Origin of the sequence: Rhodococcus sp. BP-261 (assembly GCF_019835205.1) — a bacterium.
In the GTDB taxonomy this organism is placed as follows: domain Bacteria; phylum Actinomycetota; class Actinomycetes; order Mycobacteriales; family Mycobacteriaceae; genus Rhodococcoides; species Rhodococcoides kyotonensis_B.
This window is the reverse complement of sequence record NZ_JABUCO010000005.1, coordinates 53,970-79,233: the sequence shown is the minus strand read 5'-3', so window position 1 is coordinate 79,233 and position 25,264 is coordinate 53,970. Positions and strand designations below refer to the sequence as shown.

Sequence of the window (25,264 nt, the reverse complement as noted above, 5' to 3'; positions counted from 1 at the left end):
TCCTGGGATCAGACCGCTGCTGCTACCTGGCGACCCTTGTAGGTGCCGCACGAGGGGCACGCGATGTGGGGCAGGGTCTTCTCGCCGCAACCGCGGTTGGGGCAGGTGACGAGGGTGGGCGCAGTGGTCTTCCACTGTGCACGACGCGACCTCGTGTTGGAACGCGACATTTTGCGCTTCGGGACAGCCACTTCTACTTCTCCTCGGCTTCGTTGTTCACAAGTTCTGTGCTCGGTTCTGAGCCCACGCCAAATTTGGCTGCAAGACCAGCCCAGCGAGGATCCAGTATGTCATGACTGTGGCCGGATTCAGCAATCGCCAGGCGAACGCCACATTCGGGGCACAATCCCTCGCAGTCTTCGCGGCACAGCGGATAGAGCGGAAGCTCCAGTCCGACCGAGTCCACGATGACCGGTTCGAGGTCGATCCGATCGTCGACGACGCGATGAATCTCGTCCTCGTCGGTCGTTTCTTCCGTCACGCTGTCCGGGTAGGCGAACAGCTCGGTGAGGTAGACGTCGACGTCACCTGTCACCGGTTCGAGGCAGCGAGAGCACTCCCCCGTCGTGTCGGCACGCACGGTGCCGGTGACGAGAACGCCCTCGGACACTGCTTCCAACCGAAGGTCGAGCTCGACGGGCGATCCTTCGCTGATCGCGATCGAGTCGAGCCCGATGCGCGACGGCGCGGCGACCGTCCGCTGGATCTGTTTCATCGACCCGGGCCTGCGACCCAGATTGTCGACGTCCAGCACGAAACCCGCGTCCGCGTCGGGACGGGGGGTACTACGACCGGTTGACACAGTGAATCTTCCTGCTCGATGACGGATGTCTGCCCGATCGCAGGCACGACGAGTCGTCGAACCGTGCATCAGGCAACCACACAACGATACGCATGCATGCATGTCGGGGCAAACTGCGGCCCCGGATCCCGAGCGAGGACGACTACGAACGGCGTGACCGACGGAAATCGTCGGCCGGGTCGGTTCCATAATCGGGGACGCCGGACCCGGTGCGAAGCTGTTGACGACCTCGTCCGACCGAGCGAATGGTGCCGGTCAGGAACTCCTCGAACTCGGCGAGCTTCGTGTCGACGTACACGTCACATTCACTGCGCATCCGATCCGACTCCGCGTGCGCCTCGTCGATGACCCGCGCCGATTCCGCGTGCGCGGCCTGAACGACCTCGGTCTGCGCGACGAGACGAGCCTGTTCCGCGACGCCGTCCGCCACGCTGCGGTCGTATGCCGCCTGCCCGGACTCGATCATGCGATCGGCCTCGGTGCGCGCCCGCGTCGTCACGGCCTCGTACTCCCGACGGCCGTCCTCCACGGTCCGTTCGGCAGTGTCGGTGGCGTCGTCGACCAGCTGTTCGGCGTGTGCCTTCGCTTCGGCGACCATGCGGTCCGCCTGGGCTTTGGCGTCGGCCAGAATGCGGTCGGCCGAATCCCGAGCATTCTCGACGGTGTCCTGCGCCTCCTGATTGGCCGACGTGACGGTCTTGTCGGCCGTGGCGCGAGCATCGCCCACGAGCTTGTCGCGGTGGTCGAGCACGTCCTGGGCGTCGTCGAGCTCGCCGGGGATGGAATCACGGACGTCGTCGAGCAGTTCCAGCACGTCGCCACGGGGGACGACGCAACCGGCTGTCATCGGGACACCGCGCGCCTCCTCGACAATGGCGACGAGTTCGTCGAGCGCCTCGAATACGCGATACACCGGTAACCCCAATCGTCGAACGAAGAAAGATCGAGCACAGTCCAGTTTGCCTGCAGATCCCCGCCCGTGCGCGACGCGCCCGCGGTGTGTCGGAACAAGCGTGTCGCGCGCTACTCCGCCTTGCGTTCGGCGATGCGCTCGAGGAGCGGTCCGTGAACGTGAGCAGGAACCATGTCCTCGACGTCGCCGCCGAACATCGCCACTTCCTTCACGAGAGAACTCGACAGGAAGCTGTACGTGGGGTTCGCCGGAATGAAAAGCGTGTCGACGCCGGACAACTTCTGGTTCATTTGCGCCATCTGCAGTTCGTAGTCGAAGTCGTTGGCGCCGCGCAGTCCCTTGACGATGGCGGTGAAGCCTTCCTGGCGTGCGTAGTCGACCAGCAGGCCGTGCCACGACGACACCCGCACGTTTCCGAGATGGCCGGTGGCTTCCTTCAACAGTTCGATGCGCTCGTCGACCGTGAACAGTCCGCGCTTGCTCTTGTTGATCATCACCGTGACGATGATCTCGTCGAACTGCGCTGCAGCCCGGGTGATGACGTCGAGGTGACCTTTGGTCACGGGGTCGAAGGATCCAGGGCACACAGCTCCAGTCATGGACGAAGACGCTATCACCGAGGACGCGTCAGGAGCCGGACAGGCGTCAGGAGCCGAGCTGGGCTGCCACGCTCGCGATCTCGATACGCGTCTCGCCGTACTTCTTGACCTTCTCCGGAACGAGCCCGTCCGGCCATGCGGTCTCGGGCGATCTCGACGAACGTTCGAGCACCACAACGGCTTCCGGCGCGAGCCAGTTCCCGGCGAGCAGGTCCTGCAGCATCTTCTCGACCGCGGCATCGCTGACGGCGTACGGCGGATCTGCCATCACGAGGTCGTACTGCGTGTCGGCCGGCGCGGCCAGCACCGCCGACACGGGCGCGCAGCGAACCGTCGCACCCGCCAGGCCGACGCCGGAGACGTTGTCGCGCACGACCGACGCCGCGCGAGCATCCGACTCGACCAACAGAACCGACGACGCTCCACGCGAAAGTGCTTCGAGGCCAAGGGCTCCCGATCCCGCGAACAGATCGAGCACGACGGCACCGTCGAGGTCGAGCCTGGAATCGAGAGAGCTGAAGAGCGCCTCGCGGACACGTTCCGACGTGGGACGTGTACCGCGAGGCGGCACCTTCAACCGCCGTCCTCCTGCAATGCCTGCGACGATCCTGGTCATCTACAGAAGGTTACGCATCACGCGCTCGGCGCCTCCGCGCCCGATCCGGTTTTGATCACCAGCAGCAGATCGCCGCCTTCGACCTGCTGGACGTTGCCGATCGCGAGACGGGTGACCGTGCCACCCTTGGGGGCGGTGATCGCGGCTTCCATCTTCATGGCCTCGATCGTGCCGACGACGTCTCCCGCGGCGATCTTGTCGCCTTCGGACACCGACAGCGTGACGACGCCTGCGAACGGGGCAGGCACGTGTCCGGGATCGGACCGATCCGCTTTCTCCACCGTCGGGGCATCGGAGGCGATCGAGCGGTCCCGCACCGACACCGGCCGCAACTGGCCGTTGAGGATGCACATGACCGTGCGCATGCCGCGCTCGTCGGCGTCGGAGATCGCTTCGAGTCCGATGAGCAGTTCGACGCCCTTCTCAAGCTTGACCCGGTGCTCCTCGCCCTGACGCAGGCCGTAGAAGAACTGGTTCGCCGACAGCCGCGACGTGTCGCCGTACTTCTCGCGGTGCGCTGCCAGTTCGGCCGTCGGTCCGGGAAACAGCAAGCGATTCAGTGCATCTCGACGCTGGGCAGAGGTTCCGTCGAGCGATTTCTCGTCCTCCTCCGAGATCGGCGTCTCGGGCTTGGGCTCGGTGCGACCTTCCAATGCCTTCGTGCGCAACGGTTCCGGCCATCCGCCCGCGGGTGTGCCCAGTTCTCCGCGCAGGAATCCGACGACCGAGTCCGGAACGTCGTATGCCCGTGGGTTCTCGGCGAACTCCTCGGCCGACGCGCCCGCGCCGACCAGAGCCAGCGCGAGATCGCCGACGACCTTGGACGACGGTGTCACCTTGACCAGACGGCCCAGCATCCGGTCGGCCGCAGCGTAGTTCGCTTCGACGGTCTCGAACCTGTCGCCGAGGCCGAGGGCGATCGCCTGCTGCCGCAGGTTCGACAACTGGCCGCCCGGAATCTCGTGCGTGTAGACGCGGCCCGTCGGTGCCGGAAGTCCGGACTCGAACGGCGCGTACACCTTGCGCAGCGCCTCCCAGTACGGTTCGAGGTCGCATACCGCGTCCAGGTCGAGACCGGTGTCGCGCTCGGAATGTGCTGCCGCGGCGACGATCGCCGACAGTGCGGGCTGCGAGGTGGTTCCGGCCATCGCGGCGCTTGCACCGTCGACGGCGTCCGCGCCTGCCTCCCACGCAGCGAGATACGTCGCCAACTGTCCGCCCGGCGTGTCGTGCGTGTGCACGTGCACCGGGAGATCGAAGTTCGAGCGCAGTGCTGTCACAAGGGTTTTCGCGGCAGGAGCACGCAACAGGCCTGCCATGTCCTTGATCGCGAGGATGTGCGCACCGGCGTCGACGATCTGCTCGGCCAGCTTCAGGTAGTAGTCGAGCGTGTAGAGCGATTCGTTCGGGTTGGACAGGTCGCCGGTGTAGCTGAGCGCGACTTCCGCGATGGCCGTACCGGTTTCACGCACCGCGTCGATCGCCGGACGCATCTGGTCGACGTTGTTGAGCGCGTCGAAGATGCGGAAGATGTCGATACCGGTGTCGGTGGCCTCCGCGACGAAGCTGCGGGTCACCTTCTCCGGGTACGGGGTGTAGCCGACGGTGTTGCGTCCGCGAAGCAGCATCTGCAGCGCGATGTTCGGCACCGCTTCACGCAACGCCGCGAGGCGCTCCCACGGGTCCTCGTGCAGGAACCGCAGCGCCACATCGTACGTCGCACCGCCCCATGCCTCGATCGACAACAGTTCCGGCGTCGTACGCGCGACGTAGGGTGCCACCATCAGCAGCCCGGACGTTCGTACACGCGTCGCGAGCAGCGACTGGTGCGCGTCGCGGAACGTCGTGTCGGTGACGCCGAGCGCCTTGCGACTGCGCAGATCGCGCGCGAAGCCCTCGGGCCCGAGCGCGAGCAGACGCTGACGACTGCCGTCCGGAATGGGCTTCGAGAAGTCCACCTCGGGAAGCTTGTCCTGCGGGTACACCGTCGACGGGCGCTCCCCGTGCGGCTTGTTGACCGTCACGTCGGCGAGGTAGTTGAGGATCTTCGTGCCGCGGTCACCCGAGGTGCGCGAGGTCAACAGCTCCGGACGTTCCTCGATGAACGACGTCGTGACGCGTCCCGCGGTGAAGTCGGGATCGACCAGAACGGCCTGCAGGAACGGGATGTTCGTCGCGACACCGCGGATGCGGAACTCGGCCACCGCACGGCGCGCACGCGCCACAGCGGTCTCGAAATCCCGTCCGCGACAAGTCAATTTGACGAGCATCGAGTCGAAGTACGCACCGACCTCGGCGCCGAGCGTCGTACCGCCGTCGAGACGGACACCTGCGCCGCCCGGGGTGCGGTAGGCGGTGATGCGACCGGTGTCGGGACGGAACCCGTTGGCCGGGTCCTCGGTGGTGATGCGGCACTGCAGTGCGGCACCGCGCAGCACGATCTTGTCCTGGCTCAGGCCGAGGTCGGCAAGGGTCTCCCCCGACGCGATCCGTAGCTGTGCCTGCACGAGGTCGACGTCGGTCACTTCCTCGGTCACGGTGTGCTCGACCTGGATGCGAGGGTTCATCTCGATGAAGACGTGGTTGCCCCGAGTGTCGAGCAGGAACTCGACGGTGCCTGCACACGAGTAGCCGATCTCCTTCGCGAACGCGACGGCGTCGGCGCAGATCTTCTCGCGCACCTCGGCGGGAAGGTTGGGTGCGGGTGCGAGCTCGATGACCTTCTGGTGTCGACGCTGCAGGCTGCAGTCGCGCTCGAAGAGATGGACGACGTTGCCCTCGCCGTCGGCGAGGATCTGGACCTCGATGTGACGCGGGTCGATGACGGCCTGTTCGAGGAACACCGTCGGATCGCCGAACGCCGACTCCGCCTCACGCGCCGCGGCCTCGATGGACTCACGCAGCTGCGCGGGTTCGGCCACGCGTCGCATACCGCGGCCACCGCCACCGGCCACGGCTTTGACGAACACGGGGAAGGTCATCGATTCGGATGCGGCCACCAACTCGTCGACGTCGCTCGACGGCTCCGACGACGCCAACACGGGCAAGCCTGCACGCTTGGCCGCGGCGATCGCCCTGGCCTTGTTGCCCGTCAGCTCGAGCACGTCGGACGACGGCCCGACGAACGTGATGCCTGCCTCGGCGCACGCGGCGGCGAGGTCCGGGTTCTCCGAGAGGAACCCGTAGCCCGGGTACACCGCGTCGGCGCCTGCCCGTTTCGCGGCGGCGACGATCTCGGACACGGACAGGTAGGCGCGAACGGGGTGACCCTTCTCGCCGATCTCGTACGCCTCGTCGGCCTTCGTTCGATGGACCGAGTTGCGATCCTCGAAGGGGAAGACAGCCACTGTCGCGGCACCCAACTCGTACGACGCGCGGAACGCTCGGATGGCGATCTCGCCGCGATTTGCAACCAACACTTTGGAGAACATTGGCTCAACCTACCGCCGCCGAGCGCTGTCGATGTGACCTCAGTCTCGAGATGTGGGACAAATTGACCAAAATGCGTTGCTTGAACGGTGCAGAGGTCGGCAGACCCCGGTCAGGACTTGTCGAGGAAGTCTATTCGGTCCGACCGCCACGCCGATTTCATCATCGTGGCGATGCCCGGGCTGTTCTCCAACTGCGGGTCTGCGTCGAACAACGCGCGGGCGCAGTCGTGCGCGTCGGCGATGACGTCCTCGTCGTCGAAGAGCGAGAGCAGACGAAGGCTGCTGACCGTGCCGGACTGCGCTGCTCCGAGGACGTCGCCTTCACGCCGCATCGCGAGGTCGAGCTTGGCCAGCTCGAATCCGTCGTTCGTGGCCGCCACCGACTTCAAGCGCTCTGCCGTCGGACCGCCGCCGCCGAGTTGGGTGATCATGATGCACAGACCCTGGTGGCCACCTCGGCCGATACGGCCGCGCAATTGATGCAACTGACTGATCCCGAACCTGTCGGCGTCGACGATCACCATCACCGTCGCGTTGGGCACGTCCACGCCGACTTCGACGACGGTCGTGCAGACGAGAACGTCGATCTCGCCCGCATTGAACTCGGACATCGCGACGTCCTTCTCGTCGGACGGCATACGTCCGTGCAGGAGTCCCACTCGTAGCTGCGCCAGCGGACCGTCACGCAGCATGTCGAACATGTCGAGCGCGGCCTTCGGCTTGGGCAGATTCGTTCCCTCGTCGGACGCCTTCTTGGCCGGCTTCTCGTCCTCGTCGCCGCCGATCCGCGAACACACGACGTACGCCTGCCTACCCTGCTCGACCTCTTCGACGATGCGTTCCCACGCGCGACCGACCCACGCCGGCTTGTCCTTCGACGACACGACGTTGCTGACGATCGGCGATCGACCACGGGGAAGTTGCGTCAGCGTGGACGTTTCGAGATCACCGAGGGACGACATCGCGATGGTTCGCGGAATCGGCGTCGCCGTCATCACGAGCAGGTGTGGGCTCGTGCCCTCACGGGCTTTACCCCGCAGCGCATCTCGCTGTTCGACGCCGAATCGGTGTTGCTCGTCGACGACGACCATGCCCAGGTCCATGAATTCGACGCGGTCCTGGATGAGTGCATGCGTGCCGATGACGATGCCTGCATCCCCGGTGACCACGTCCAGCAACGCCGACCTCTTGGCCGCCGTACTCATCGACCCGGTGAGCAACGCGACCTTCGTCGCGAGATCGTGCGATCCCAGTTCGCCCGCGGTCGCGAGCGAACCGAGCATCGACGTGATGGAACGAGCGTGCTGGGCGGCAAGCACTTCCGTCGGTGCCAACAACGCACATTGGTGGCCTGCGTCGACGACCTGCAACATCGCCCGCAGCGCGACGACGGTCTTACCCGAGCCGACTTCGCCCTGCAGCAGCCGGGACATCGGGTGGCCCTGGGACAGGTCGTCGGAGATCTCCCCCGCGACGGTGAGCTGACCTTCGGTCAGCGAGAACGGAAGTCGGCGTTCGAATTCGGCCGCGATGCCGTCGGTCCGCGGCGGGCACGGCGGAGCCGACCGCGCCTGGACGTCCCGACGCCTCGATGCCAGCACCAACTGCACCGCGAGCGCCTCGTCGAACTTCAGACGCTCACGGGCTTGTTCCTTCTGCTCCGAGGAGTCCGGAAAGTGAATCCATCGAAGTGCGGTGTCCAGGTCGACGAGATCGCGATCGGCCAGGATGTCGGCCGGAACAGGATCCGGCGTCGGGTCGAGTCGGTCGAGAACCTGACGAACGCAGCGCATGAACGTCCAGCTCTCGACGTCCTTGGTGGCCGGATAGATCGGCACGTACCTGCGCTCGAACATGGCCATGTCCACGCTGCCCGAGGAGTCGACCGACCCGCGAGCCAAGCCGGCGAGCGCCCCGCCTCCGACGATCCGGCCGGCCGGCACGATCGCGCCGTCCTCGTCGTCACCACCGAGCAGCACGTAACTGGGGTGTGCGAGATTCCAGCGACGGCCGAAGTACTTGACCTTCCCGGAGAACATGCCGCGGCGTCCCGGCACCAGGACGTGCTTGAGTTTGTGAGGGTTGAAGAAGCTGGCGTCGATCTGTTGGCCGTCTGCCGCGAGCGACACCGCGAGAAATTGGCCCTTGCGCACTTTCATCTGCCGCAGCGTCGCCGACGAGATGGTGGCGACGATGGTGATGTGTTCACCTTCCGGCGGTTCCTTCTCGCTGAGTTCCCCGCCGTGGGTCATGTACCGGTGTGGGTAATGGCGCAGCAGGTCCTCGACGGTGGAGATGTCGAAGAATTCGTGCAGCGGCGTGGACACCGTCGCGCCCAGCACGGAGTCGAGCCGATCCGAGAGTACGGCCATGATTGCTTGTCGTCCGTCCCTTCTCGTGAGTCACTCGATGCCGAGCTGCGCCAGTTCGTCCATCTGTCCGCCGTGGTAGACCACGACTTCCACACCTGGATAGCGGGTGCGTACGTGTTCGGTCAGCTGCTCACCCAACTCGTCCGACGCGGCCCGCCCCATCAGCATCGTCACCATCTCACCACCCACCGACAGAAGTTGATCGAGCAGGTCGCGGCCGGCGGTGACCCCGTCGGGGCCGATGACGACGACTTCGTGCCCGACGAGTCCGAGACCGTCACCGGGCTCGCAGGTTCCGACCCACGTGAGCGAGCGTTCCTCGGCGTGACGCAGCGACGCCCACCGGGTGCCGGCCGCCGCTTCGGACATCGCGAAGGCGTCGTCCACCGCCGCACGCGACGCGTCGTGGACCGCGAGCGCGGCGAGTCCCTGCACCATCGAACCGGACGGCAGCATCAGCACGTCCTTGCCCGCGTTGCGCGACGCGATACTGACGTGCACCAACTCCTGGGCGGACAGAGCTCCGTTGGGCAGGACGAGAACTTCGGGGTGGTTGGATTCGACGATCGCGGCGCACAGTTCGGCAGGCCCCACTCGTTGCCTGTCGGATCGGAGGACGCTGGCACCCTCGCCCAAGTAGAGCCCTTCGGCACCGTCGCCGGCCACGACCGCGAGAATGTCGCGTCCACCGCGAACGTCGGCAGTGGTGTGACCCGGGTGACAGTGCCCACCCGAACCCGCCTCGGCGGACTCCAACACTTCGATCCGCACCCCGTGCACGTTCCCGATCTTCAGACCGACCTCCACGGCCAGCCCTGCATTGGCGGTGTGGACGTGCGCGGACCACCCGCCGTCGCCGTCGCCCGCCACGACGACGGAATCCCCGATGTCTGCAAGGCCGAGTCGAAGCTGTCGCGCACCGTCGTCGTCGATGTCGCGAATCCCGTACAGAACTTCGTATCCGACCGTCGCTTCGCCGTGCGTGACGTCGCCGACGATCGTCGCCCGCGGCAGCAACCGGGGTGAGGCGCCTCGTCGCGTCTGCGGGTCGACCCGTCGGTGATAGCGCTGCCGCGACGGGACAGCACCGGTCAGCGTGGTGGCGAGTGCGTCGAGCATCACGCGGAGACCGAGTGCTCCGGCGTCGACGACACCTGCTGCGTCGAGAGCGGGCAACTGCTTGCGGGTGCGATCGAGCCCACTCGACGCCGATTCGGCAGCCCGGCGAGCCACCACCGTCACGTCGGCCTGCCGATCGAGCGACCACACGTCCTCGGCCACCCGCGCGAGCACGCTGACGATGGTGCCCTGCACCGGAACGCTGACGACCTCGACGACGAGTTCGGCTGCGCGCACGAGAGCATCGGTCAACGCCGCACCGTCGAATGAGCCACGAGACGCCACTTCTGCGACCGCACGCAAAACCTGCGACACGATGACGCCCGAATTTCCTCGCGCGCCTGCCACTGCTCCCGCCGCGAGGGCCGACGCCGTGGTCGACAGATCCGCGTCGGGTCCGGCCGCGCGCATGCTCTCGACGGCGGCGCGGACGGTGAACACCAGATTCGTTCCGGTGTCGGAATCGGGGATGGGAAAGACGTTCAGCTCGTTGATCTCGTCGCATCGCGCGGTCAGATCGTCGACACATCGGTACGCCCACGTACGCAACTCGTCGACGCCGAGTTCTGTCGACGTCGCCTCGAGCTCGCTCTCCGCCACGTACACCCCCTGTTCGACGCTGCAGATCGATCGAGAACTCCCCGTGCGTCGGCGGACCGACACCGAACAAGCCTAGACTCGGTGACGGGCGGCTACCGTTCCCAGCGGCTGTGACGTACGCCCTCAGGTGGCGGTTTGGTTAATTCCGGGGGCACGGCTATTCTTGCAGGGTTGCCTGATGCGGCACGGTGTGCTGTGCGCGTCGTACGTGTCGGAGCAAATGCCCTCATGTAATGAACAACATCTATCAAGGAGTTCGCGACTATGGCTGCCGTCTGCGACGTATGCGCCAAGGGGCCCGGCTTCGGTAAGTCGGTCTCGCACTCGCACCGACGGACCAACCGTCGCTGGAACCCGAACATCCAGACCGTTCACGCTCAGGTTGCCCCCGGCAACAGCAAGCGCATGAACGTGTGCACCTCCTGCCTCAAGGCCGGCAAGGTGGTTCGGGGCTGATCGAGCCCTCACCGTCTGCATCATCGACTGTGCCCCGACGCTGTTCAGCGTCGGGGCACAGTTGTTTTCGGGGGCATCGTCGTATCTGCCGGAGGGGGTTCGCGTCCCCTCGGGTGAGGCACGTTACAGTGCGACGGTGACCAACATCGAAAGCGCGAACTACGTCCATCTCGAGGACGGTGTCCTGAGAATCACCGTGGCCACCGAGGCCGCGGGAACGTCGCTGAACGGTGACGCGATGACGGAAGGCGCTGCGGCACTTCGGTTGCTGAACGCGGGCGAACTTCGCGCGGGATGTGTTCTGCTCGTCGGATCCGGTCCGAACTTCTGTGCAGGCGGCAACGTCCGCGCCTTCGCCGACGCACCCGATCGCGGCGCGTACGTGCGCGGGGTCGCCGACGCGTTCCACGCTTTCGTCTCCGAGCTCGCCGCAGCCACGGCGCCCATCGTCGCAGGCGTCCAGGGTTGGGCGGCGGGCGCGGGCATGAGCATCGTGTGCCACGCCGACGTCGCGATCGGCGGCCGCGCGACCAAACTTCGTCCCGCCTACCCCGGAATCGGATTCACTCCGGACGGCGGACTGACGTGGACGCTCCCCCGCATCGTCGGTTCCACTCGGGCGCGGGATATTCTGCTGAACGACTCGATCATCAACGGCGAGGAAGCCGTTCGCCTCGGCATCCTCAGCCGTCTGGTGGGTGACGACATCATCGTGAGCGAGGCCGAACGTCTGGCGCGCACGTTCGCCGCGGGCCCGACCGCGGCGTTCCAGGGCGTGAAAGCGCTGCTGTTGCAGTCCGAGAACAACACTCTCGCACAGCAATTGGCTGCGGAGACGGAGTCCATCTCGGCCGCCGCCGACAGTCCTACCGGACGCGAAGGCGTCGACGCGTTCGTCGAGAAGCGTCGCCCCGACTTCTCCTGATCCTCTCCTCCGCTAGGGCAGCCGCCAGTCGATCGGCCGGTGGCCGCCGTCGGCGAGGATGTCGTTCGTTCTGCTGAACGGCCGAGAACCGAAGAATCCGCGCGACGCGGACAGCGGTGAGGGATGGGCCGATTCGATGTACGGGGTGCTTCCGAGCATCGGCTTCAGCGTCGCCGCGTCGCGTCCCCACAGAATGGCGACCAAGCCCGCCGATTCACCGGATTCGGAGCGGGCGACGAGCGCTCGAATGGCCTGTTCCGTCACCGCTTCCCACCCTTTCCGTCGGTGCGACGCGGCGACACCCGGTTCGACGGTGAGGACTCGATTCAACAGCAGCACACCCTGATCCGCCCACGGCGTCAGATCGCCGGAGGTAGGCGTCGGGAAGCCGAGATCCTCGGTGTACTCCTTGAAGATGTTCGCGAGCGAACGCGGCACCGGGCGCACATCCGGGGCGACCGAGAAGCTCAGCCCCACCGCATGTCCCGGCGTCGGGTACGGGTCCTGCCCGACGATCAGGACACGGACGTCGTCGAACGGTCGGGTGAACGCGCGCAACACGTTGTCCCCCGACGGCAGATACTGCCGACCGTTCGCGACCTCCTCACGCAGGAAGTTCCCCATGTGCGTGATCCGATCCTCGACCGGGGAGAGCGCTGTAGCCCAACCCTTTTCGACTACCTCCGCGAGCGGCTTCTTCGTCATATCGTGCAACATAGCCCAGAACTGTCCTCACACGGAGAAGCTCGACCAGCCGTGGCTCCCGTCGTGACCTCTCCCGTCGACGGTGACGCCCGACCCGTCGTGCACGGCCCCGATCACGACCCACCCGTCGGGCAGAATCACGCTCGCCGGGAAGGTTCCGGCGAACGCATGGTCCTCACCTCCGCCGAGCATCCAGTCGAACACGGACACCCCGAGTTCGTTTGCCGCAGAACGCATGTCGTCGTCATGGTGCAGCAGTTCCGTGACGACGTCGATCGACACGGACGACGCGTCCGCGATGTGCCCGAGGTCGGCGAGCAACCCGTCGGAGACGTCGGTGAGCGACGTCGCACCCGCACGCGCGGCAGCCGCCCCTCGGGAATAGTCCGGGCTGGGAACCCGATGCGCGTCGACGAGTCCGTCGTGACCGTCGATTCCCGCCAGCAGGACGGCGAGCCCAGCGGCCGACCGTCCCAGCCGACCGGCGACGGCGACGACGTCTCCCGGTTGCGCCCCGGAACGGAGTACGGCGGGTCGCCCGTCCAGGTCCCCCAGGGCGGTGATCGAAATCACGAGGCTCTCCGACTGCACGAGATCACCGCCGACGATGCCCGCTCCCGCGCGCTCGGCTTCGAGCCACAGCCCGTCGGTGAGTCCGTCGGTGACCGAGATCGGCGTGTCCGACGGGCAGCCGAGGGCGACGAGGAAGCCGGTGCACCGTGCACCCATCGCCACGACGTCCGCAGCGTTCTGCGCAATCGCTTTACGTCCGATGTCGACCGGACTCGACCAGTCCAGTCGAAAATGCCTGCCCTGCAACAACATATCCGTCGTAGCCACGACCGATCCCGAGGGCGCGGCGACGATCGCCGCGTCGTCTCCCGGGCCGAGGACCGTGTCGGCCGGATGATGCCGCCCCTGGGTGATCCTGTCGATGACACCGAACTCGCCGACGCTGCCGACGGTCGTCTCTCCGTTGTCGATGACGAAAGCTCCCTCGTGTCGATGGTGGTCGTGCGCGCGAGGACCCGATTCGCCGCTGCGGTACTTTTAGCGGCAGGTGCGCAGGCGGTGAACTGTTCACCACGATCACGTTCCCCTCGCTCGACACTACCGCCGGTGTCGCGGCCGAGGATCGCCGGAAGGGACCAGCAATGGTGCAGATATTCGTCCTCGTCCAGACCGAGGTGGGGCGCGCGGGCCTCGTGGCATCCGCGTTGCGCGAGGTGTCCGGCGTGGTGTCGGCAGAAGCAGTGACCGGACCGTACGACGTCGTCGTGCGCGCCGAGGGTGAAGGCGACGCACAGGTTCGCGACATCGTCGGACACATCCAGAAGGTCGACTCGATCACTCGCACGTTGACCTGCCAGGTCGTCGACCAGCACTGACCTCGCACTGCGAAAAGACCGAAGGACCATGAGCGAACCCGAATCCAGGCCCCAGCCACCGACAGAGCCGACACTTCAGGAGCAACCCGAGCGGCGTCACCCGGCGGTCATCGCGACGGCGGTCGCGCTTCCGGTCGCGCTGCTGATCGGTGTCATCGTCGCGGCCGTCATGGTGTCGGGCAAGTCCACGCGCCCACCCGAAGCACTCGGACCGGTGAACGCGCCCGAAGCCGAGAGTCCGGAATGCACCTCGCTGCTGGGCGCTCTGCCCGAGCAACTCGGTGACTACCGCTCGGCCGAACTGCTCGACCCTGCCCCGGCGGGCGCTCGCGCGTGGGCACCAGGCGACGACGAGTCCGAACCTGTCGTCCTGCGTTGTGGCCTCGACCGACCTGACGGGTTCGACGTCGCAGCGCCCCTGCAGGTCGTCAACGATGTGCAATGGTTCGAGGTGTCCGGTGCCGACTCCGGCATCGACGCCAGTACGTGGTTCGCCGTCGACCGCGCCGTCTACGTCGCATTGACCGTTCCCGGTGGGTCGGGACCGACACCGCTGCAGGACGCGTCGAACGCAATCACCGCCGCATTGCCGCAGACACCGCTCGATCCTGCGCCTCTGCGTCAGCCTCCGAACTAGCGCAGTCCGACACCCCGGGCGACGGCGGTCTCGATCAACGTATCGAGCAGGGCCCCGTACTCGACACCGCTTTCGCCCCACATCTTCGGGTACATCGAGATCGAGGTGAATCCGGGCATCGTGTTGATCTCGTTGATGACGGGGCCGTCGTCGGTGACGAAGAAGTCGACACGCGCGAGTCCCTGGCAATCGAGCGCACGGAACGCGTCGACCGCGATCGCACGGATTCGGTCGGCGACGTCCTCGGAAAGATCGGCGGGCAAGTCGAATTCGGTGACGTCGTCGAGGTACTTGCTGTCGAAGTCGTAGAACGAGTGGTCGTTCGCGTCGGCGCCGGGCAACTTGATCTCGGCGACCGCGCTCGCGCGCACGGCACCGTCCGGAAACTCGAGAACACCGCACTCGACCTCACGCCCGTGAACGGCCGCTTCCACAACCACTTTCGGATCGTGGCGACGAGCCTCGGCGATGGCCGCCGGAAGTTGGCTCCACGCGACGATCCGTGAGATGCCGATGGACGATCCGCCACGCGCGGGCTTGACGAATGCGGGCAGTCCGATCGAATCCTGCTGCGCAGGGGTCAACGATTCGGTGTCGTGCCGGAGCACCATCTGCCTGCCGACCGGCAGCCCCTCCGCCGCCAACAACTTCTTCGTGAACTCCTTGTCCATTCCCGCAGCGCTGGCGAGGACGCCCGGGCCGACGTACGGAATGCCTGCGAGCTCGAGCAACCCCTGAACCGTTCCGTCCTCGCCGTACGGTCCGTGCAGGATCGGGAAGACGACGTCGACGGCGTCGAGCACCTTGCCCGCGTCACCCTCCCCGAGTCCGACGAGCGCGCCTCGACGGGTCGGATCGGCCGTCAGTGCCAGCGCGACGCCGTCCTTGTCCACGGACGGAAGTTCACGGCCGTGGATGGCCAGTGCTTCGAGGTCCGAGGCGCCGAGCACCCAGGCGCCGTCGGTGGTGATGCCGATCGGGACGACCTCGTACCGCTCCGGATCGAGATGCTTCAGCACGCTGCCTGCGGATACACAGGACACGGCGTGCTCGTTGCTCCGGCCGCCGAAGAGGACGGCGACCTTGGTACGGGGTGTGCTCACGGTTCCAAACCGTACCGCCACCTCATCGGCCACAGTGGACGTGGCCCACCTTCACTCGGGCTTGATACGACGGCCGAGCAGATGCCCGACGGCGTCGGGAACCGACAATCCTTCGTGGCACACGCGGTGGACCGCTTCGGTGAGCGGCATCTCGACGTCGTAGCTCTCGGCCAGCGCACGTACCGACGTGCAGGACTTGACGCCCTCGGCGACCTGACCGTGTGCAGCTTCCTGCGCACTCTCCATCGATCCGCCCGACCCGAGACGCTCACCGAACGTGCGGTTGCGCGACAGCGTCGACGAGCATGTCGCGACGAGATCGCCGACGCCCGCGAGACCGGCCAGCGTCGCCGGCTTCGCGCCGAGCGCGGTGCCGAGCCGAATGATCTCGGCGAGGCCGCGCGTCATGATCGACGCGAGCGTGTTCTCGCCGTAGCCGACGCCACTCGCCATTCCGCAGGCGAGGGCGATGACGTTCTTGCACGCACCGCCGATTTCGCAGCCGATGACGTCGGAATTGGTGTAGGGACGGAAATAGCCTGTGGCACAGGACTTCTGAATCTCGAGCGCGCGCCTGGAATCCGGGCATGCGATGACCGTCGCAGCCGGCTGCCCCTCCGCGATCGGCCGCGCGAGATTCGGGCCGGACAACGACGCGATCCGACTCGGATCCGCCCCCGTCACCTGACCGACCACCTGACTCATACGCAGCAACGTTCCGGTCTCGATTCCCTTGGCCAGACTGAGCAGCGTCGCATCCGCCGGAATGAAGTCGGTCCACGTGGCCAGGTTGGCGCGCAACGACTGCGAGGGCACCGCGAGCACGACGATGTCGGCCCCGTCGAGCGCCGTCGCCGGGTCGCTCGTGGCCGAGATCGACGACGGCAACGTGATTCCGGGGAGATAGTCGGTGTTCTCGTGCTTGTCGGCGATCGCCGACGCCAACTCCTCACGTCGGGCCCACATCGTGACGTCCGTCCCGGCATCGGCAAGCACTTTCGCGAATGCCGTTCCCCACGATCCGGAACCGAGTACTGCTGCTCTGGTCATCGAAAACCACCTTCTCGAAAAGTCTCGCCGGAATCCGCGTCGGCCACCCCGCCAGCATGCCGCCGCATCACAGTAGCCGCCCGAGCCCCGTCACCGAGGTCGAACTCGGCGCGCGACGCGCACGCTGGCAGGATCGGTACCCATGAGTACCGCCCACGTGGTCATCGCAGTGAAGGATCTGACCACCGCCAAGACGAGGTTGGCCGATTCGTTCTCGGACGTCGATCGGGCGCGGCTCGTCGTGGCGATGCTGCGTGACACCGTGCAGGCGGCCCGTGCGGTGGAGGCAGTCGGGTCGATCACCGTCGTCACGCCGGATCCGACCGTCGCCGACGTGGCGGACGAGTTGGGGGCCCTCGTCGTCGAGGATCCGGCCGGCGAGGACGGCACGTCCGCCGACCGACTGAACTCGGCGTTCTCGGCTGCGATGACCTCCGCTCGTGCCGGCGGAGAACACGACATCATCGTCCTGCAGGCCGATCTGCCCGCATTGCGTTCGGAAGAACTCGCCGAAGCCTACGAGACCGCACGCCCGGCGTCGCGGTCCGTCGTCAGCGATCATCACGGAACGGGAACGGCTGCACTGATCCTGAAGGCAGGTGCGAGCGACTTCACTCCCCTGTTCGGACCGGCGTCGGCTCAGCGTCACCGACAGTCGGGCGCCGACGATCTCGACGGCACCTGGCCCGGCCTCCGTCTCGACGTGGACACGATCGACGACGTGCGACAAGCACTCTCGTTGGGTGTCGGACCCGCCACCGCGGAAGTTCTCCGTACGCTCGGTTGGTGATGCGGCCACGGCATCGCGATCGAAATGGCCGATCCGAGTTTCAACCGTCGACGGAATGGGGGATGATCGTTCTCGTGAGCGACAGCGAAGTACAAACCGGCGAATCGGAATCCACTGGCCCTTCGGGCGGTGTCGAGGCTGCGGAATGGAGTGCTCCCCTGGCGAACGTGACACCGAGCAGTCCGTCCGCCCTACCCGCCGCCACCACTCCCGAGGTCGTCCAGAACAAGGACGCTCTGCCCGAAAACCGTTATCTGAACCGCGAATTGAGCTGGCTGGACTTCAATTCACGCGTTCTCGCTCTCGCGGAGGATTCGTCGCTTCCGCTCCTCGAGCGTGCGAAGTTCCTCGCCATCTTCGCCTCGAATCTCGACGAGTTCTACATGGTCCGCGTCGCGGGTCTGAAACGTCGTGACGAGACGGGGCTGTCGGTTCGATCCGCCGACGGTCTCACTCCCCGCGAACAGCTCGCGCTGATCGGCGAACGGACACAGGAACTTGCGCGTCGCCACGCGCGGGTGCTGCTCGACTCGATCCTGCCCGAATTGGCATCCGAGGGCATCGAGATCGTCCGGTGGCGAGACCTCGACGACGCCGAACGCGAACGCCTGTCCGCGTACTTCCAGGAACAGATCTTCCCGGTACTGACACCTCTCGCCGTCGACCCCGCCCACCCGTTCCCGTACATCAGCGGCCTCAGCCTCAATCTCGCTGTCACGGTGAAGGATTACGCCACCGCAGGCGAGCACTTCGCGCGCGTCAAGGTTCCGGACAACGTCGACCGTTTCGTGCGTGTGCGACGCGGCGGCGACGGCCAGGCCGTCGATGCGTTCCTCGCGATGGAAGAGGTCATCTCGGCGCACCTCGACGTCCTGTTCCCCGGAATGGAAGTCGTGGAGAGCCATGCGTTCCGCATCACGCGCAACGCGGATTTCGAGGTCGAGGAAGATCGAGACGAGGATCTGCTGCAGGCACTCGAACGCGAGCTGGCGCGTCGCCGATTCGGTTCTCCGGTCCGCCTCGAGATCGCCGACGACATGACCGAACACATGCTGGGTCTGCTGTTGCGCGAACTCGACGTCGACCCCGGTGACGTCATCCAGGTGCCTGGCCTCCTCGACCTGTCCTGCCTGTGGCAGGTGTACGGCGTCGACCGTCCCACCCTCAAGGACGCACCGTTCGTGCCCGCGACGCATCCGGCGTTCGGCGAGCGCGAAACACCGAAAAGCGTGTTCTCGACGCTGCGCGACGGCGATGTGCTGGTGCAGCATCCGTACGATTCATTCTCGACGAGTGTGCAGCGCTTCATCGAGCAGGCGGCTGCCGATCCGCACGTGCTCGCCATCAAGCAGACTCTCTACCGCACCTCCGGTGACTCACCGATCGTCAACGCACTCGTCGACGCGGCAGGCGCGGGCAAGCAGGTTGTCGCACTGGTCGAGATCAAGGCGCGGTTCGACGAGCAGGCCAACATCGAATGGGCACGCAAGCTCGAAAAAGCCGGGGTACACGTCGTGTACGGTCTCGTCGGCTTGAAGACGCACTGCAAGACGTGCCTCGTCGTTCGACGCGAAGGATCGGTCATTCGTCGGTACTGCCACATCGGAACCGGCAACTACAACCCGAAGACTGCCCGCATCTACGAGGACGTGGGCTTGTTGACGTCGTCGCCCGAGATCGGCGCCGACCTCACCGACCTGTTCAATTCGCTGACCGGATACTCCCGCAAGTCCCACTACCGGAACCTCCTGGTGGCTCCGTACGGGGTTCGACGCGGAATCATCGAGCGCATCGAACGCGAGGTCGAGCACAAGCAGGCCGGCCGCAACGCCGGTGTCCGGTTGAAGGCCAACGCGCTCGTGGACGAACAGGTCATCGACGCCCTGTACCGTGCGTCCGCTGCCGGAGTCCCGATCCAGGTCGTCGTGCGCGGCATCTGCGCGCTGAAGCCAGGAGTACCCGGCCTGAGCGAGAACATCGAGGTGCGTTCCATTCTCGGGCGTTTCCTCGAACACTCACGGATACTCGAGTTCCGCGGTTCGGAAGAATTCTGGATCGGCAGCGCGGACATGATGCATCGCAATCTGGACCGCCGCGTGGAAGTCATGGCGCAGGTGAAGGATCCACGGTTGACTGCTCAACTCGACGACATCTTCGAGTCCGCTCTCGACCCGACCACGCGCTGCTGGGTTCTGCAGCCCGACGGCAGCTGGGCCGCGTCGCCCGCACAGGGTGAGACCGTGCGCGAGCACCAGGTCGAGCTGATGCGCAGCCGTCGGAGTCGGGCCTCCTGATGAGCCGCGGCGACAAATCGCTGCGCGCCAACATCTTCGCCGCGGGTGCCGTCCTGTGGCGACGATGCCCCGGCGACGGAGGCGACATTCGTGTCGCTCTCGTTCATCGCCCGAAGTACGACGACTGGTCTTTTCCGAAGGGAAAGATCGACCCGGGCGAGAACGCCGTCGTGGCCGCAGTGCGGGAAATCGCCGAGGAGACGGGGTTCGACGCCCGATTGGGCCGGTATCTGACCAAGGTCACGTATCCCGTTCCGGGGCACCAGAAGACGAAGAAGGTCGACTACTGGGCCGCGGAGGCACGCGACGGCAAATTCGAAGCGAACTCCGAAGTGGACGAGCTGAGATGGGTAAGCCCCGAGCACGCCGCGCGTGAATTGTCGTATCCGATGGATCGCAAGGTGCTGAACAAATTCCTGAAGCAACCGGCGGACACCCGGACCCTGTTGCTGGTTCGGCACGGTCGCGCCGGGCAACGATCGCGCTACAAAGGCGACGACGCGTTACGCCCCTTGGACAAGCTCGGACAAACCCAGGCAGCGGCGCTCGTCGGACAGCTGCGAGCGTTCGGAGCGGAGACCGTGCACGCGGCGAATCGGCGGCGGTGTGTGCAAACCGTCCAGCCTCTTGCGGACGCGCTGGGGGAACAGATCACGTTGGAACCCTTGCTGTCCGAAGAGGGGTATTGGGAGGACCCGCCGACCGCTCGCCGGCGTGCCCGCGAGATCGCGTCGGCCGATCACGTGACCGCACTGTGCAGTCAGGGCAAGGTCATTCCGGATCTGCTGTCGTGGTGGGCGGAGAAGGACGGCGTCACGCTACCGCCGAACCGCAATCGAAAAGGCAGCGTCTGGGTGCTGACGCTGTACGGCGACAAACTGATCGCGGCCGATCACCTGGCGAGCCCGCTGCCGACCGTGCCTGCCGAAGACTGATACGCGGTACGACACGACACAACGGCCGACACAGAAACGGTCCACGACAACGACATACAGGACGACGACAGGGCCCCGACATCGAATGTCGGGGCCCTGTCGTTGTTTTCGGTACTGCCGTACCGTTCGACGCTTACTTGCGTGCGGTGCGCTTGGCCGGGGCCTTCTTGGCGGCGGTCTTCTTGGCTGCGGTCTTGGCCGGAGCCTTCTTCGCTGCAGCCGTGGTCTTCTTGGCTGCGGTCTTGGCCGGAGCCTTCTTCGCTGCAGCCGTGGTCTTCTTGGCAGCAGTTTTCGCGGGAGCTGCCTTCTTGGCGGCGGCGGTGGTGGTCTTGCGGGCCGTCGTCTTGGCCGGTGCTGCCTTCTTCGCGGCGGCGGTGGTGGTCTTGCGGGCCGTCGTCTTGGCCGGTGCTGCCTTCTTGGCTGCCGTGGTCTTACGAGCGGTCGTCTTGACTGCTGCCTTCTTGGCTGCGGTCTTCTTCGCTGCTGCAGTCTTCTTCGCCGGCGCAGCAGCCGATCCACGCTTGACGGCAGGGCCGGACGCCGGAAGCTTCTGTCCGCCAGCGATGACGGCCTTGAACTGAGCACCCGGACGGAAAGCAGGAACGTTGGTCGGCTTCACGCGAACGGTCTCGCCGGTACGAGGGTTGCGCGCGACACGAGCCGCACGGCGACGCTGCTCGAACACACCGAATCCGGTGATGGTGACGCTCTCGCCACGGTGAACTGCACGCACGATGGTGTCGACGATGTTCTCGACAGCCTCGGTCGCGCTCCGCCTGTCAGACCCCAACTTCTCGGTCAGGGCATCGATCAGCTCTGCCTTGTTCATGGATTTCCTCCGCAATATTGTGGCCCATCGTCGGACCGACTACTACAACGGTAAACCCCAAGACGTCAAGAGTCTATGCGCCACGCCAATTTTCATCAGGCGCAACGGAAAGATTTACCGCCACAGTAGGTCTCGGAGGCCGAATTTCCTACCCTTCGGACGGGGCCTCGATGCGCTCGGGAAGCGTCGTAGGTTTCCATGAAGGCCTTGCCTTTTCGTACTCGGCAATGGCGTCTACCTGGCGTAACGTCAATCCGATGTCGTCCAGGCCCTCCAGCAGGCGCCACCTCGTGTAGTCGTCAATATCGAAGCGCACCACCAAGGTTCCCGCTGTGACGGTCTTCTCTTCCAGATCGACGGTGATCTCGAGTCCCGGCTGCTCTTCGAGTGCCTTCCAGATCAATTCGACGTCGCTCTGCTCGACCTGTGCGGCCAGCAAACCCGCCTTTCCGGCGTTCCCGCGGAAGATGTCGGCGAAACGCGACGCGATGACGACCCGAAATCCGAAGTCGGAGAGGGCCCACACCGCATGCTCCCTCGAGGACCCCGTTCCGAAGTCCGGTCCCGCCACCAGAACCGAACCGCGGTCGTACGGACTGTTGTTGAGAATGAAATCAGGATCGTTTCGCCACGCGGCGAACAGACCGTCCTCGAAACCCGTACGCGTGACTCGCTTCAGGTACTCGGCCGGAATGATCTGATCGGTGTCGACGTTCGACCGACGCAGCGGTACGCCGATTCCTTTATGGCTGGTAAAGGGTTCCATCGAAAAATCTCCTACGGTCAACGAATAATTCGTGCGAATGAAAGGCCGGGTCAGACGAGATCGGCGGGCGACGACAGCGTGCCTCGTACCGCAGTGGCAGCCGCGACGAGCGGCGAGACCAGGTGAGTACGGCTCCCTTTCCCTTGACGCCCTTCGAAGTTTCGGTTGGAGGTGGACGCCGAACGCTCGCCGGACGCGAGCTGATCCGGGTTCATTCCGAGACACATCGAGCATCCGGCCTGGCGCCATTCGGCGCCTGCGGCGGTGAAGATCTCACCGAGACCTTCCTCCTCGGCCTGTGCGCGCACGCGCATCGATCCGGGCACGATCAGCATGCGCACACCGTCGGCGACCGTGCGGCCGTCGAGAACCTCTGCGACGGCACGCAGATCCTCGATGCGACCGTTGGTGCAGGATCCGACGAACACGGTGTCGACCGAGACCTCCCGCAGCGGAGTTCCTGCCTCGAGACCCATGTACTGCAGCGCCTTCTCGGCAGCCAATTTGGCGCTCTCGTCGGCGAAATCGTCCGGATTCGGAACGCGATCACCGAGTGGCGCGCCCTGCCCCGGGTTGGTACCCCACGTCACGAACGGCGTGAGCGACGACGCGTCGATGTGAACCTCGTTGTCGAAGACGGCATCCGGATCGGTCTTCAGCTGGTCCCACGCCGCGACGGCCTCGTCCCAGTCCGCGCCCTGCGGTGCGTGCGGCCGCCCCTTGATGTATTCGTAGGTGATCTCGTCGGGCGCGATCATGCCGGCGCGAGCCCCGGCCTCGATCGACATGTTGCAGATGGTCATTCGAGCTTCCATCGACATCGCGCGGATGGCCTCGCCGCGGTACTCGAGAACGTAACCCTGACCGCCACCGGTGCCGATCTTCGCGATCACGGCGAGGATCAGGTCCTTGCTCGTGACGCCGGGTGCGAGTTCACCGTCGACGGTGATCGCCATCGTCTTGAACGGACGCAGCGACAGCGTCTGCGTCGCCATGACGTGTTCGACTTCGCTCGTGCCGATTCCCATTGCGATGGCGCCGAAAGCACCGTGCGTCGAGGTGTGACTGTCTCCGCAGACGACGGTCATTCCCGGCTGCGTCAGGCCCAGCTGCGGGCCGATGATGTGGACGATGCCCTGATCCAGATTGCCCATGGGGTGCAGCCGAACTCCGAATTCCTCGCAATTCTTGCGCAGCGTGTCGACCTGCGTCCGCGACACGACATCCGCGATGGGCGCGAAGATGTCGGCGGTCGGGACGTTGTGGTCCTCGGTGGCGATGGTGAGGTCCGGCCGTCGGAGCGGTCGTCCGGCGAGACGGAGGCCGTCGAACGCCTGAGGACTGGTGACCTCGTGCACGAGATGCAGATCGATGTAGATCAAATCGGGCTCACGCGAAGCACCTTCACCTTCGCCGCGTACGACGACGTGCTGATCCCACACCTTCTCCGCCAGCGTGCGTGCTGTTCCGGACATGGTTACCACCAATCTCTACTTCGCTCGAGTCACTTCTGCCTGTCGCGCCGGTGGGCTACGGGCCGGCCCACGTCGCGTCGTTCGTCGACACTGCACAGCACACACCCACTGCGCGTCTCTCGCATCGTGCGCGCACCCTGTGCGATCTCACAATGTGCATTCCCACTATGCGAGACGCTAGTATCGACCTATGAGACAGCATAGCGGCATCGGAGTTCTGGACAAAGCTATGGGCGTTCTGTACGCGGTAGCCGAGGAACCCTGCACGCTGAGCGATCTCTGCGCACGAACCGGACTCCCCCGCGCGACGGCCCACCGTCTGGCCGTCGGACTCGAGATCCACCGCCTTCTCACCCGAGACGCCAACGGCCTGTGGCGTCCTGGACCCGGTCTGGCGGAGCTCGCCGCCACCGCGTCGGACACGCTTCTCGACGCGGCCGCCTCGGTCCTTCCCCGCTTACGTGAGATCACCGGCGAGAGCGTGCAGATCTACCGGCACGAAGGATCGGTTCGCGTCTGCGTCGCCTCCATGGAACCTCCGACGGGACTGCGCGACACGGTCCTCGTCGGAGCGCGCCTTCCGATGACTGCAGGCTCCGGCGCCAAGGTCCTTCTGGCGTGGGCCGATCCGCACGCTCAACGAGCGATATTGCCCGAGGCCGAATTCGGCGAGCGCGCGTTGGCCGAGGTGCGTCGACGCGGATGGGCACAGAGTGCAGGCGAGCGTGAGCCCGGCGTCGCGTCGGTGGCCGCGCCGATTCGCGACGCGGTCGGCAATGTCGTTGCAGCAGTATCGGTTTCCGGTCCGATCGATCGAATCGGACGGCGCCCCGGCGCCCGCTGGGCCGCCGACCTCCTCGCGGCGGCGGAGGCCATACACAAGCGATTGTGAGCCGTCGTTCGTCGAATGCGAACACCGACCGGTCACCTCTGATAGGAAGATGCTCGTGGGAACCAATCAACGGGCACAGATCACGATGACCGACGCCGAGATCGGCGAATTTCTCGAACGCAGCCGCGTCGCAACCCTCGCGACGATCGGTCGTGACGGCACACCGCATCTCGTCGCGATGTGGTACGCGCTACTCGACGGCGAAATCTGGTTCGAGACCAAAGCGAAGTCCCAGAAGGCCGTCAACCTACGCCGCGATCCGCGCGTCACGGTTCTCGTCGAGGACGGTCATACGTACGACACACTGCGCGGTGTGTCGATCGACGGCCACGCCGAGGTCGTCGACGATCCGGACGCCACCCTGAACGTCGGCATCAGCGTCTGGGAGCGCTACACCGGTCCCTATTCGGACGAGGTTCGCCCGATGGTCGAGCAGATGATGAACAAGAGAATCGTCGTTCGCGTCGTCGTAGACCGGATTCGTTCCTGGGATCACCGCAAACTGGGGCTCCCGACGCTTCCGCTCGGCGGCACCACGGCTCAGTACCTTTCGAAAATGGGGTGAGC

At 65.7% G+C, this 25,264-nt stretch carries 24 protein-coding genes; 9 read left to right on the top strand and 15 right to left on the bottom strand.

The annotated features are described in order from the left end of the window. Window positions 1–8: 8 nt before the first annotated feature. The 8 genes from rpmF to HQ354_RS07830 all read right to left on the bottom strand — a co-directional run bounded on the left by rpmF (window position 9) and on the right by HQ354_RS07830 (window position 10,452). Entirely contained in the window at window positions 9–191 is a 183-nt protein-coding gene (gene rpmF / locus HQ354_RS07865) for a 50S ribosomal protein L32 (protein ID WP_080733022.1), read from the bottom strand. A 2-nt stretch (window positions 192–193) separates the two neighbouring features. Continuing rightward, window positions 194–754, bottom strand: coding sequence for a DUF177 domain-containing protein (locus HQ354_RS07860; protein ID WP_174551465.1), 561 nt, complete (start codon window positions 752–754; stop codon window positions 194–196). A gap of 190 nt (window positions 755–944) precedes the next feature. Beyond that, window positions 945–1,715 (bottom strand): DivIVA domain-containing protein, encoded by a 771-nt coding sequence (locus HQ354_RS07855; RefSeq protein WP_068428518.1) that lies wholly within the window; start codon window positions 1,713–1,715, stop codon window positions 945–947. Window positions 1,716–1,825: 110 nt separating this feature from the next. Then, window positions 1,826–2,314 (bottom strand): pantetheine-phosphate adenylyltransferase, encoded by a 489-nt coding sequence (gene coaD, locus HQ354_RS07850; protein WP_114331254.1) that lies wholly within the window; start codon window positions 2,312–2,314, stop codon window positions 1,826–1,828. Window positions 2,315–2,360: 46 nt separating this feature from the next. Next, the gene (gene rsmD, locus HQ354_RS07845) at window positions 2,361–2,930 is read right to left on the bottom strand and encodes a 16S rRNA (guanine(966)-N(2))-methyltransferase RsmD (RefSeq protein WP_222634598.1); all 570 of its coding nucleotides are present in this window, start codon (window positions 2,928–2,930) and stop codon (window positions 2,361–2,363) included. Between the two features lie 17 nt (window positions 2,931–2,947). Next, on the bottom strand, window positions 2,948–6,361 hold the full coding sequence (locus HQ354_RS07840) for a pyruvate carboxylase (RefSeq protein WP_068428508.1): 3,414 nt from the start codon (window positions 6,359–6,361) through the stop codon (window positions 2,948–2,950). Window positions 6,362–6,471: 110 nt separating this feature from the next. Continuing rightward, on the bottom strand, window positions 6,472–8,733 hold the full coding sequence (recG, locus tag HQ354_RS07835; RefSeq protein WP_222634599.1) for an ATP-dependent DNA helicase RecG: 2,262 nt from the start codon (window positions 8,731–8,733) through the stop codon (window positions 6,472–6,474). A 30-nt stretch (window positions 8,734–8,763) separates the two neighbouring features. Then, window positions 8,764–10,452 (bottom strand): DAK2 domain-containing protein, encoded by a 1,689-nt coding sequence (locus HQ354_RS07830; RefSeq protein ID WP_222634600.1) that lies wholly within the window; start codon window positions 10,450–10,452, stop codon window positions 8,764–8,766. Between the two features lie 264 nt (window positions 10,453–10,716). Here HQ354_RS07830 and rpmB point away from each other — a divergent pair, with 264 nt between their 5' ends. Both rpmB and HQ354_RS07820 read left to right on the top strand, forming a co-directional pair. Next, a complete protein-coding gene (gene rpmB / locus HQ354_RS07825; RefSeq protein ID WP_008717389.1) occupies window positions 10,717–10,908 on the top strand; it encodes a 50S ribosomal protein L28 in 192 nt (63 codons plus the stop codon). 136 nt (window positions 10,909–11,044) lie between these two features. Next, entirely contained in the window at window positions 11,045–11,833 is a 789-nt protein-coding gene (locus HQ354_RS07820; protein WP_222634601.1) for an enoyl-CoA hydratase/isomerase family protein, read from the top strand. A 12-nt stretch (window positions 11,834–11,845) separates the two neighbouring features. On the opposite strand, the gene HQ354_RS07815 is transcribed toward HQ354_RS07820, so the two are convergent. Together HQ354_RS07815 and HQ354_RS07810 are read right to left on the bottom strand one after the other, a co-directional pair. Continuing rightward, window positions 11,846–12,538 (bottom strand): uracil-DNA glycosylase, encoded by a 693-nt coding sequence (locus HQ354_RS07815; RefSeq protein WP_222634602.1) that lies wholly within the window; start codon window positions 12,536–12,538, stop codon window positions 11,846–11,848. A gap of 27 nt (window positions 12,539–12,565) precedes the next feature. Beyond that, entirely contained in the window at window positions 12,566–13,522 is a 957-nt protein-coding gene (locus tag HQ354_RS07810) for a thiamine-phosphate kinase (protein ID WP_222634621.1), read from the bottom strand. 170 nt (window positions 13,523–13,692) lie between these two features. Between HQ354_RS07810 and HQ354_RS07805 the strand changes: the two genes are divergently transcribed. Then, window positions 13,693–13,926, top strand: a complete 234-nt coding sequence (locus HQ354_RS07805; RefSeq protein WP_068428494.1) for an Lrp/AsnC ligand binding domain-containing protein — start codon at window positions 13,693–13,695, stop codon at window positions 13,924–13,926. A gap of 28 nt (window positions 13,927–13,954) precedes the next feature. Further along, the gene (locus HQ354_RS07800) at window positions 13,955–14,563 is read left to right on the top strand and encodes a DUF3515 domain-containing protein (protein WP_222634603.1); all 609 of its coding nucleotides are present in this window, start codon (window positions 13,955–13,957) and stop codon (window positions 14,561–14,563) included. On the opposite strand, the gene HQ354_RS07795 is transcribed toward HQ354_RS07800, so the two are convergent. Both HQ354_RS07795 and HQ354_RS07790 read right to left on the bottom strand, forming a co-directional pair. After that, window positions 14,560–15,666: a D-alanine--D-alanine ligase family protein gene (locus HQ354_RS07795; RefSeq protein ID WP_222634604.1), complete on the bottom strand. Its 1,107-nt coding sequence runs from the start codon at window positions 15,664–15,666 to the stop codon at window positions 14,560–14,562. The genes HQ354_RS07800 and HQ354_RS07795 overlap by 4 nt on opposite strands. A 51-nt stretch (window positions 15,667–15,717) precedes the next feature. Further along, entirely contained in the window at window positions 15,718–16,716 is a 999-nt protein-coding gene (locus HQ354_RS07790) for an NAD(P)H-dependent glycerol-3-phosphate dehydrogenase (protein WP_222634605.1), read from the bottom strand. A gap of 142 nt (window positions 16,717–16,858) precedes the next feature. Between HQ354_RS07790 and cofC the strand changes: the two genes are divergently transcribed. The 3 genes from cofC to HQ354_RS07775 all read left to right on the top strand — a co-directional run bounded on the left by cofC (window position 16,859) and on the right by HQ354_RS07775 (window position 20,735). Then, window positions 16,859–17,506: a 2-phospho-L-lactate guanylyltransferase gene (cofC, locus tag HQ354_RS07785; protein ID WP_174551449.1), complete on the top strand. Its 648-nt coding sequence runs from the start codon at window positions 16,859–16,861 to the stop codon at window positions 17,504–17,506. Between the two features lie 62 nt (window positions 17,507–17,568). Further along, window positions 17,569–19,800, top strand: coding sequence for an RNA degradosome polyphosphate kinase (locus tag HQ354_RS07780; protein WP_374107325.1), 2,232 nt, complete (start codon window positions 17,569–17,571; stop codon window positions 19,798–19,800). Beyond that, complete coding sequence (locus tag HQ354_RS07775) at window positions 19,800–20,735, top strand: NUDIX hydrolase (protein WP_114331264.1); 936 nt, start codon at window positions 19,800–19,802, stop codon at window positions 20,733–20,735. Before HQ354_RS07780 ends, HQ354_RS07775 begins: the two co-directional genes overlap by 1 nt. Before the next feature lie 133 nt (window positions 20,736–20,868). Here HQ354_RS07775 and HQ354_RS07770 read toward each other — a convergent pair whose 3' ends face one another. From HQ354_RS07770 to leuC, 3 genes are all read right to left on the bottom strand, one after another. Further along, window positions 20,869–21,564, bottom strand: a complete 696-nt coding sequence (locus HQ354_RS07770) for an HU family DNA-binding protein (protein ID WP_068428477.1) — start codon at window positions 21,562–21,564, stop codon at window positions 20,869–20,871. A 148-nt stretch (window positions 21,565–21,712) separates the two neighbouring features. After that, window positions 21,713–22,330 (bottom strand): 3-isopropylmalate dehydratase small subunit, encoded by a 618-nt coding sequence (leuD, locus tag HQ354_RS07765; protein ID WP_068428474.1) that lies wholly within the window; start codon window positions 22,328–22,330, stop codon window positions 21,713–21,715. Window positions 22,331–22,380: 50 nt separating this feature from the next. Then, a complete protein-coding gene (gene leuC / locus HQ354_RS07760) occupies window positions 22,381–23,805 on the bottom strand; it encodes a 3-isopropylmalate dehydratase large subunit (RefSeq protein ID WP_222634606.1) in 1,425 nt (474 codons plus the stop codon). Between the two features lie 190 nt (window positions 23,806–23,995). Here leuC and HQ354_RS07755 point away from each other — a divergent pair, with 190 nt between their 5' ends. After that, window positions 23,996–24,697, top strand: a complete 702-nt coding sequence (locus HQ354_RS07755; RefSeq protein WP_068428468.1) for an IclR family transcriptional regulator — start codon at window positions 23,996–23,998, stop codon at window positions 24,695–24,697. Between the two features lie 55 nt (window positions 24,698–24,752). Then, entirely contained in the window at window positions 24,753–25,262 is a 510-nt protein-coding gene (locus tag HQ354_RS07750; protein WP_068429137.1) for a PPOX class F420-dependent oxidoreductase, read from the top strand. The last annotated feature ends 2 nt before the right edge of the window (window positions 25,263–25,264 follow it).

Bases quoted from the DNA above. Each gene is read 5' to 3' on its own strand.
- coaD (WP_114331254.1), bottom strand. From the start codon at position 2,314: ATGACTGGAGCTGTGTGCCCTGGATCCTTCGACCCCGTGACCAAAGGT.
- rsmD (WP_222634598.1), bottom strand. From the start codon at position 2,930: ATGACCAGGATCGTCGCAGGCATTGCAGGAGGACGGCGGTTGAAGGTG.
- HQ354_RS07840 (WP_068428508.1), bottom strand. From the start codon at position 6,361: ATGTTCTCCAAAGTGTTGGTTGCAAATCGCGGCGAGATCGCCATCCGA.
- recG (WP_222634599.1), bottom strand. From the start codon at position 8,733: ATGGCCGTACTCTCGGATCGGCTCGACTCCGTGCTGGGCGCGACGGTG.
- rpmB (WP_008717389.1), top strand. From the start codon at position 10,717: ATGGCTGCCGTCTGCGACGTATGCGCCAAGGGGCCCGGCTTCGGTAAG.
- HQ354_RS07815 (WP_222634602.1), bottom strand. From the start codon at position 12,538: ATGACGAAGAAGCCGCTCGCGGAGGTAGTCGAAAAGGGTTGGGCTACA.
- HQ354_RS07805 (WP_068428494.1), top strand. From the start codon at position 13,693: ATGGTGCAGATATTCGTCCTCGTCCAGACCGAGGTGGGGCGCGCGGGC.
- HQ354_RS07800 (WP_222634603.1), top strand. From the start codon at position 13,955: ATGAGCGAACCCGAATCCAGGCCCCAGCCACCGACAGAGCCGACACTT.
- HQ354_RS07790 (WP_222634605.1), bottom strand. From the start codon at position 16,716: ATGACCAGAGCAGCAGTACTCGGTTCCGGATCGTGGGGAACGGCATTC.
- cofC (WP_174551449.1), top strand. From the start codon at position 16,859: ATGAGTACCGCCCACGTGGTCATCGCAGTGAAGGATCTGACCACCGCC.
- HQ354_RS07780 (WP_374107325.1), top strand. From the start codon at position 17,569: ATGATCGTTCTCGTGAGCGACAGCGAAGTACAAACCGGCGAATCGGAA.
- HQ354_RS07775 (WP_114331264.1), top strand. From the start codon at position 19,800: ATGAGCCGCGGCGACAAATCGCTGCGCGCCAACATCTTCGCCGCGGGT.
- HQ354_RS07770 (WP_068428477.1), bottom strand. From the start codon at position 21,564: ATGAACAAGGCAGAGCTGATCGATGCCCTGACCGAGAAGTTGGGGTCT.
- leuD (WP_068428474.1), bottom strand. From the start codon at position 22,330: ATGGAACCCTTTACCAGCCATAAAGGAATCGGCGTACCGCTGCGTCGG.
- leuC (WP_222634606.1), bottom strand. From the start codon at position 23,805: ATGTCCGGAACAGCACGCACGCTGGCGGAGAAGGTGTGGGATCAGCAC.
- HQ354_RS07755 (WP_068428468.1), top strand. From the start codon at position 23,996: ATGAGACAGCATAGCGGCATCGGAGTTCTGGACAAAGCTATGGGCGTT.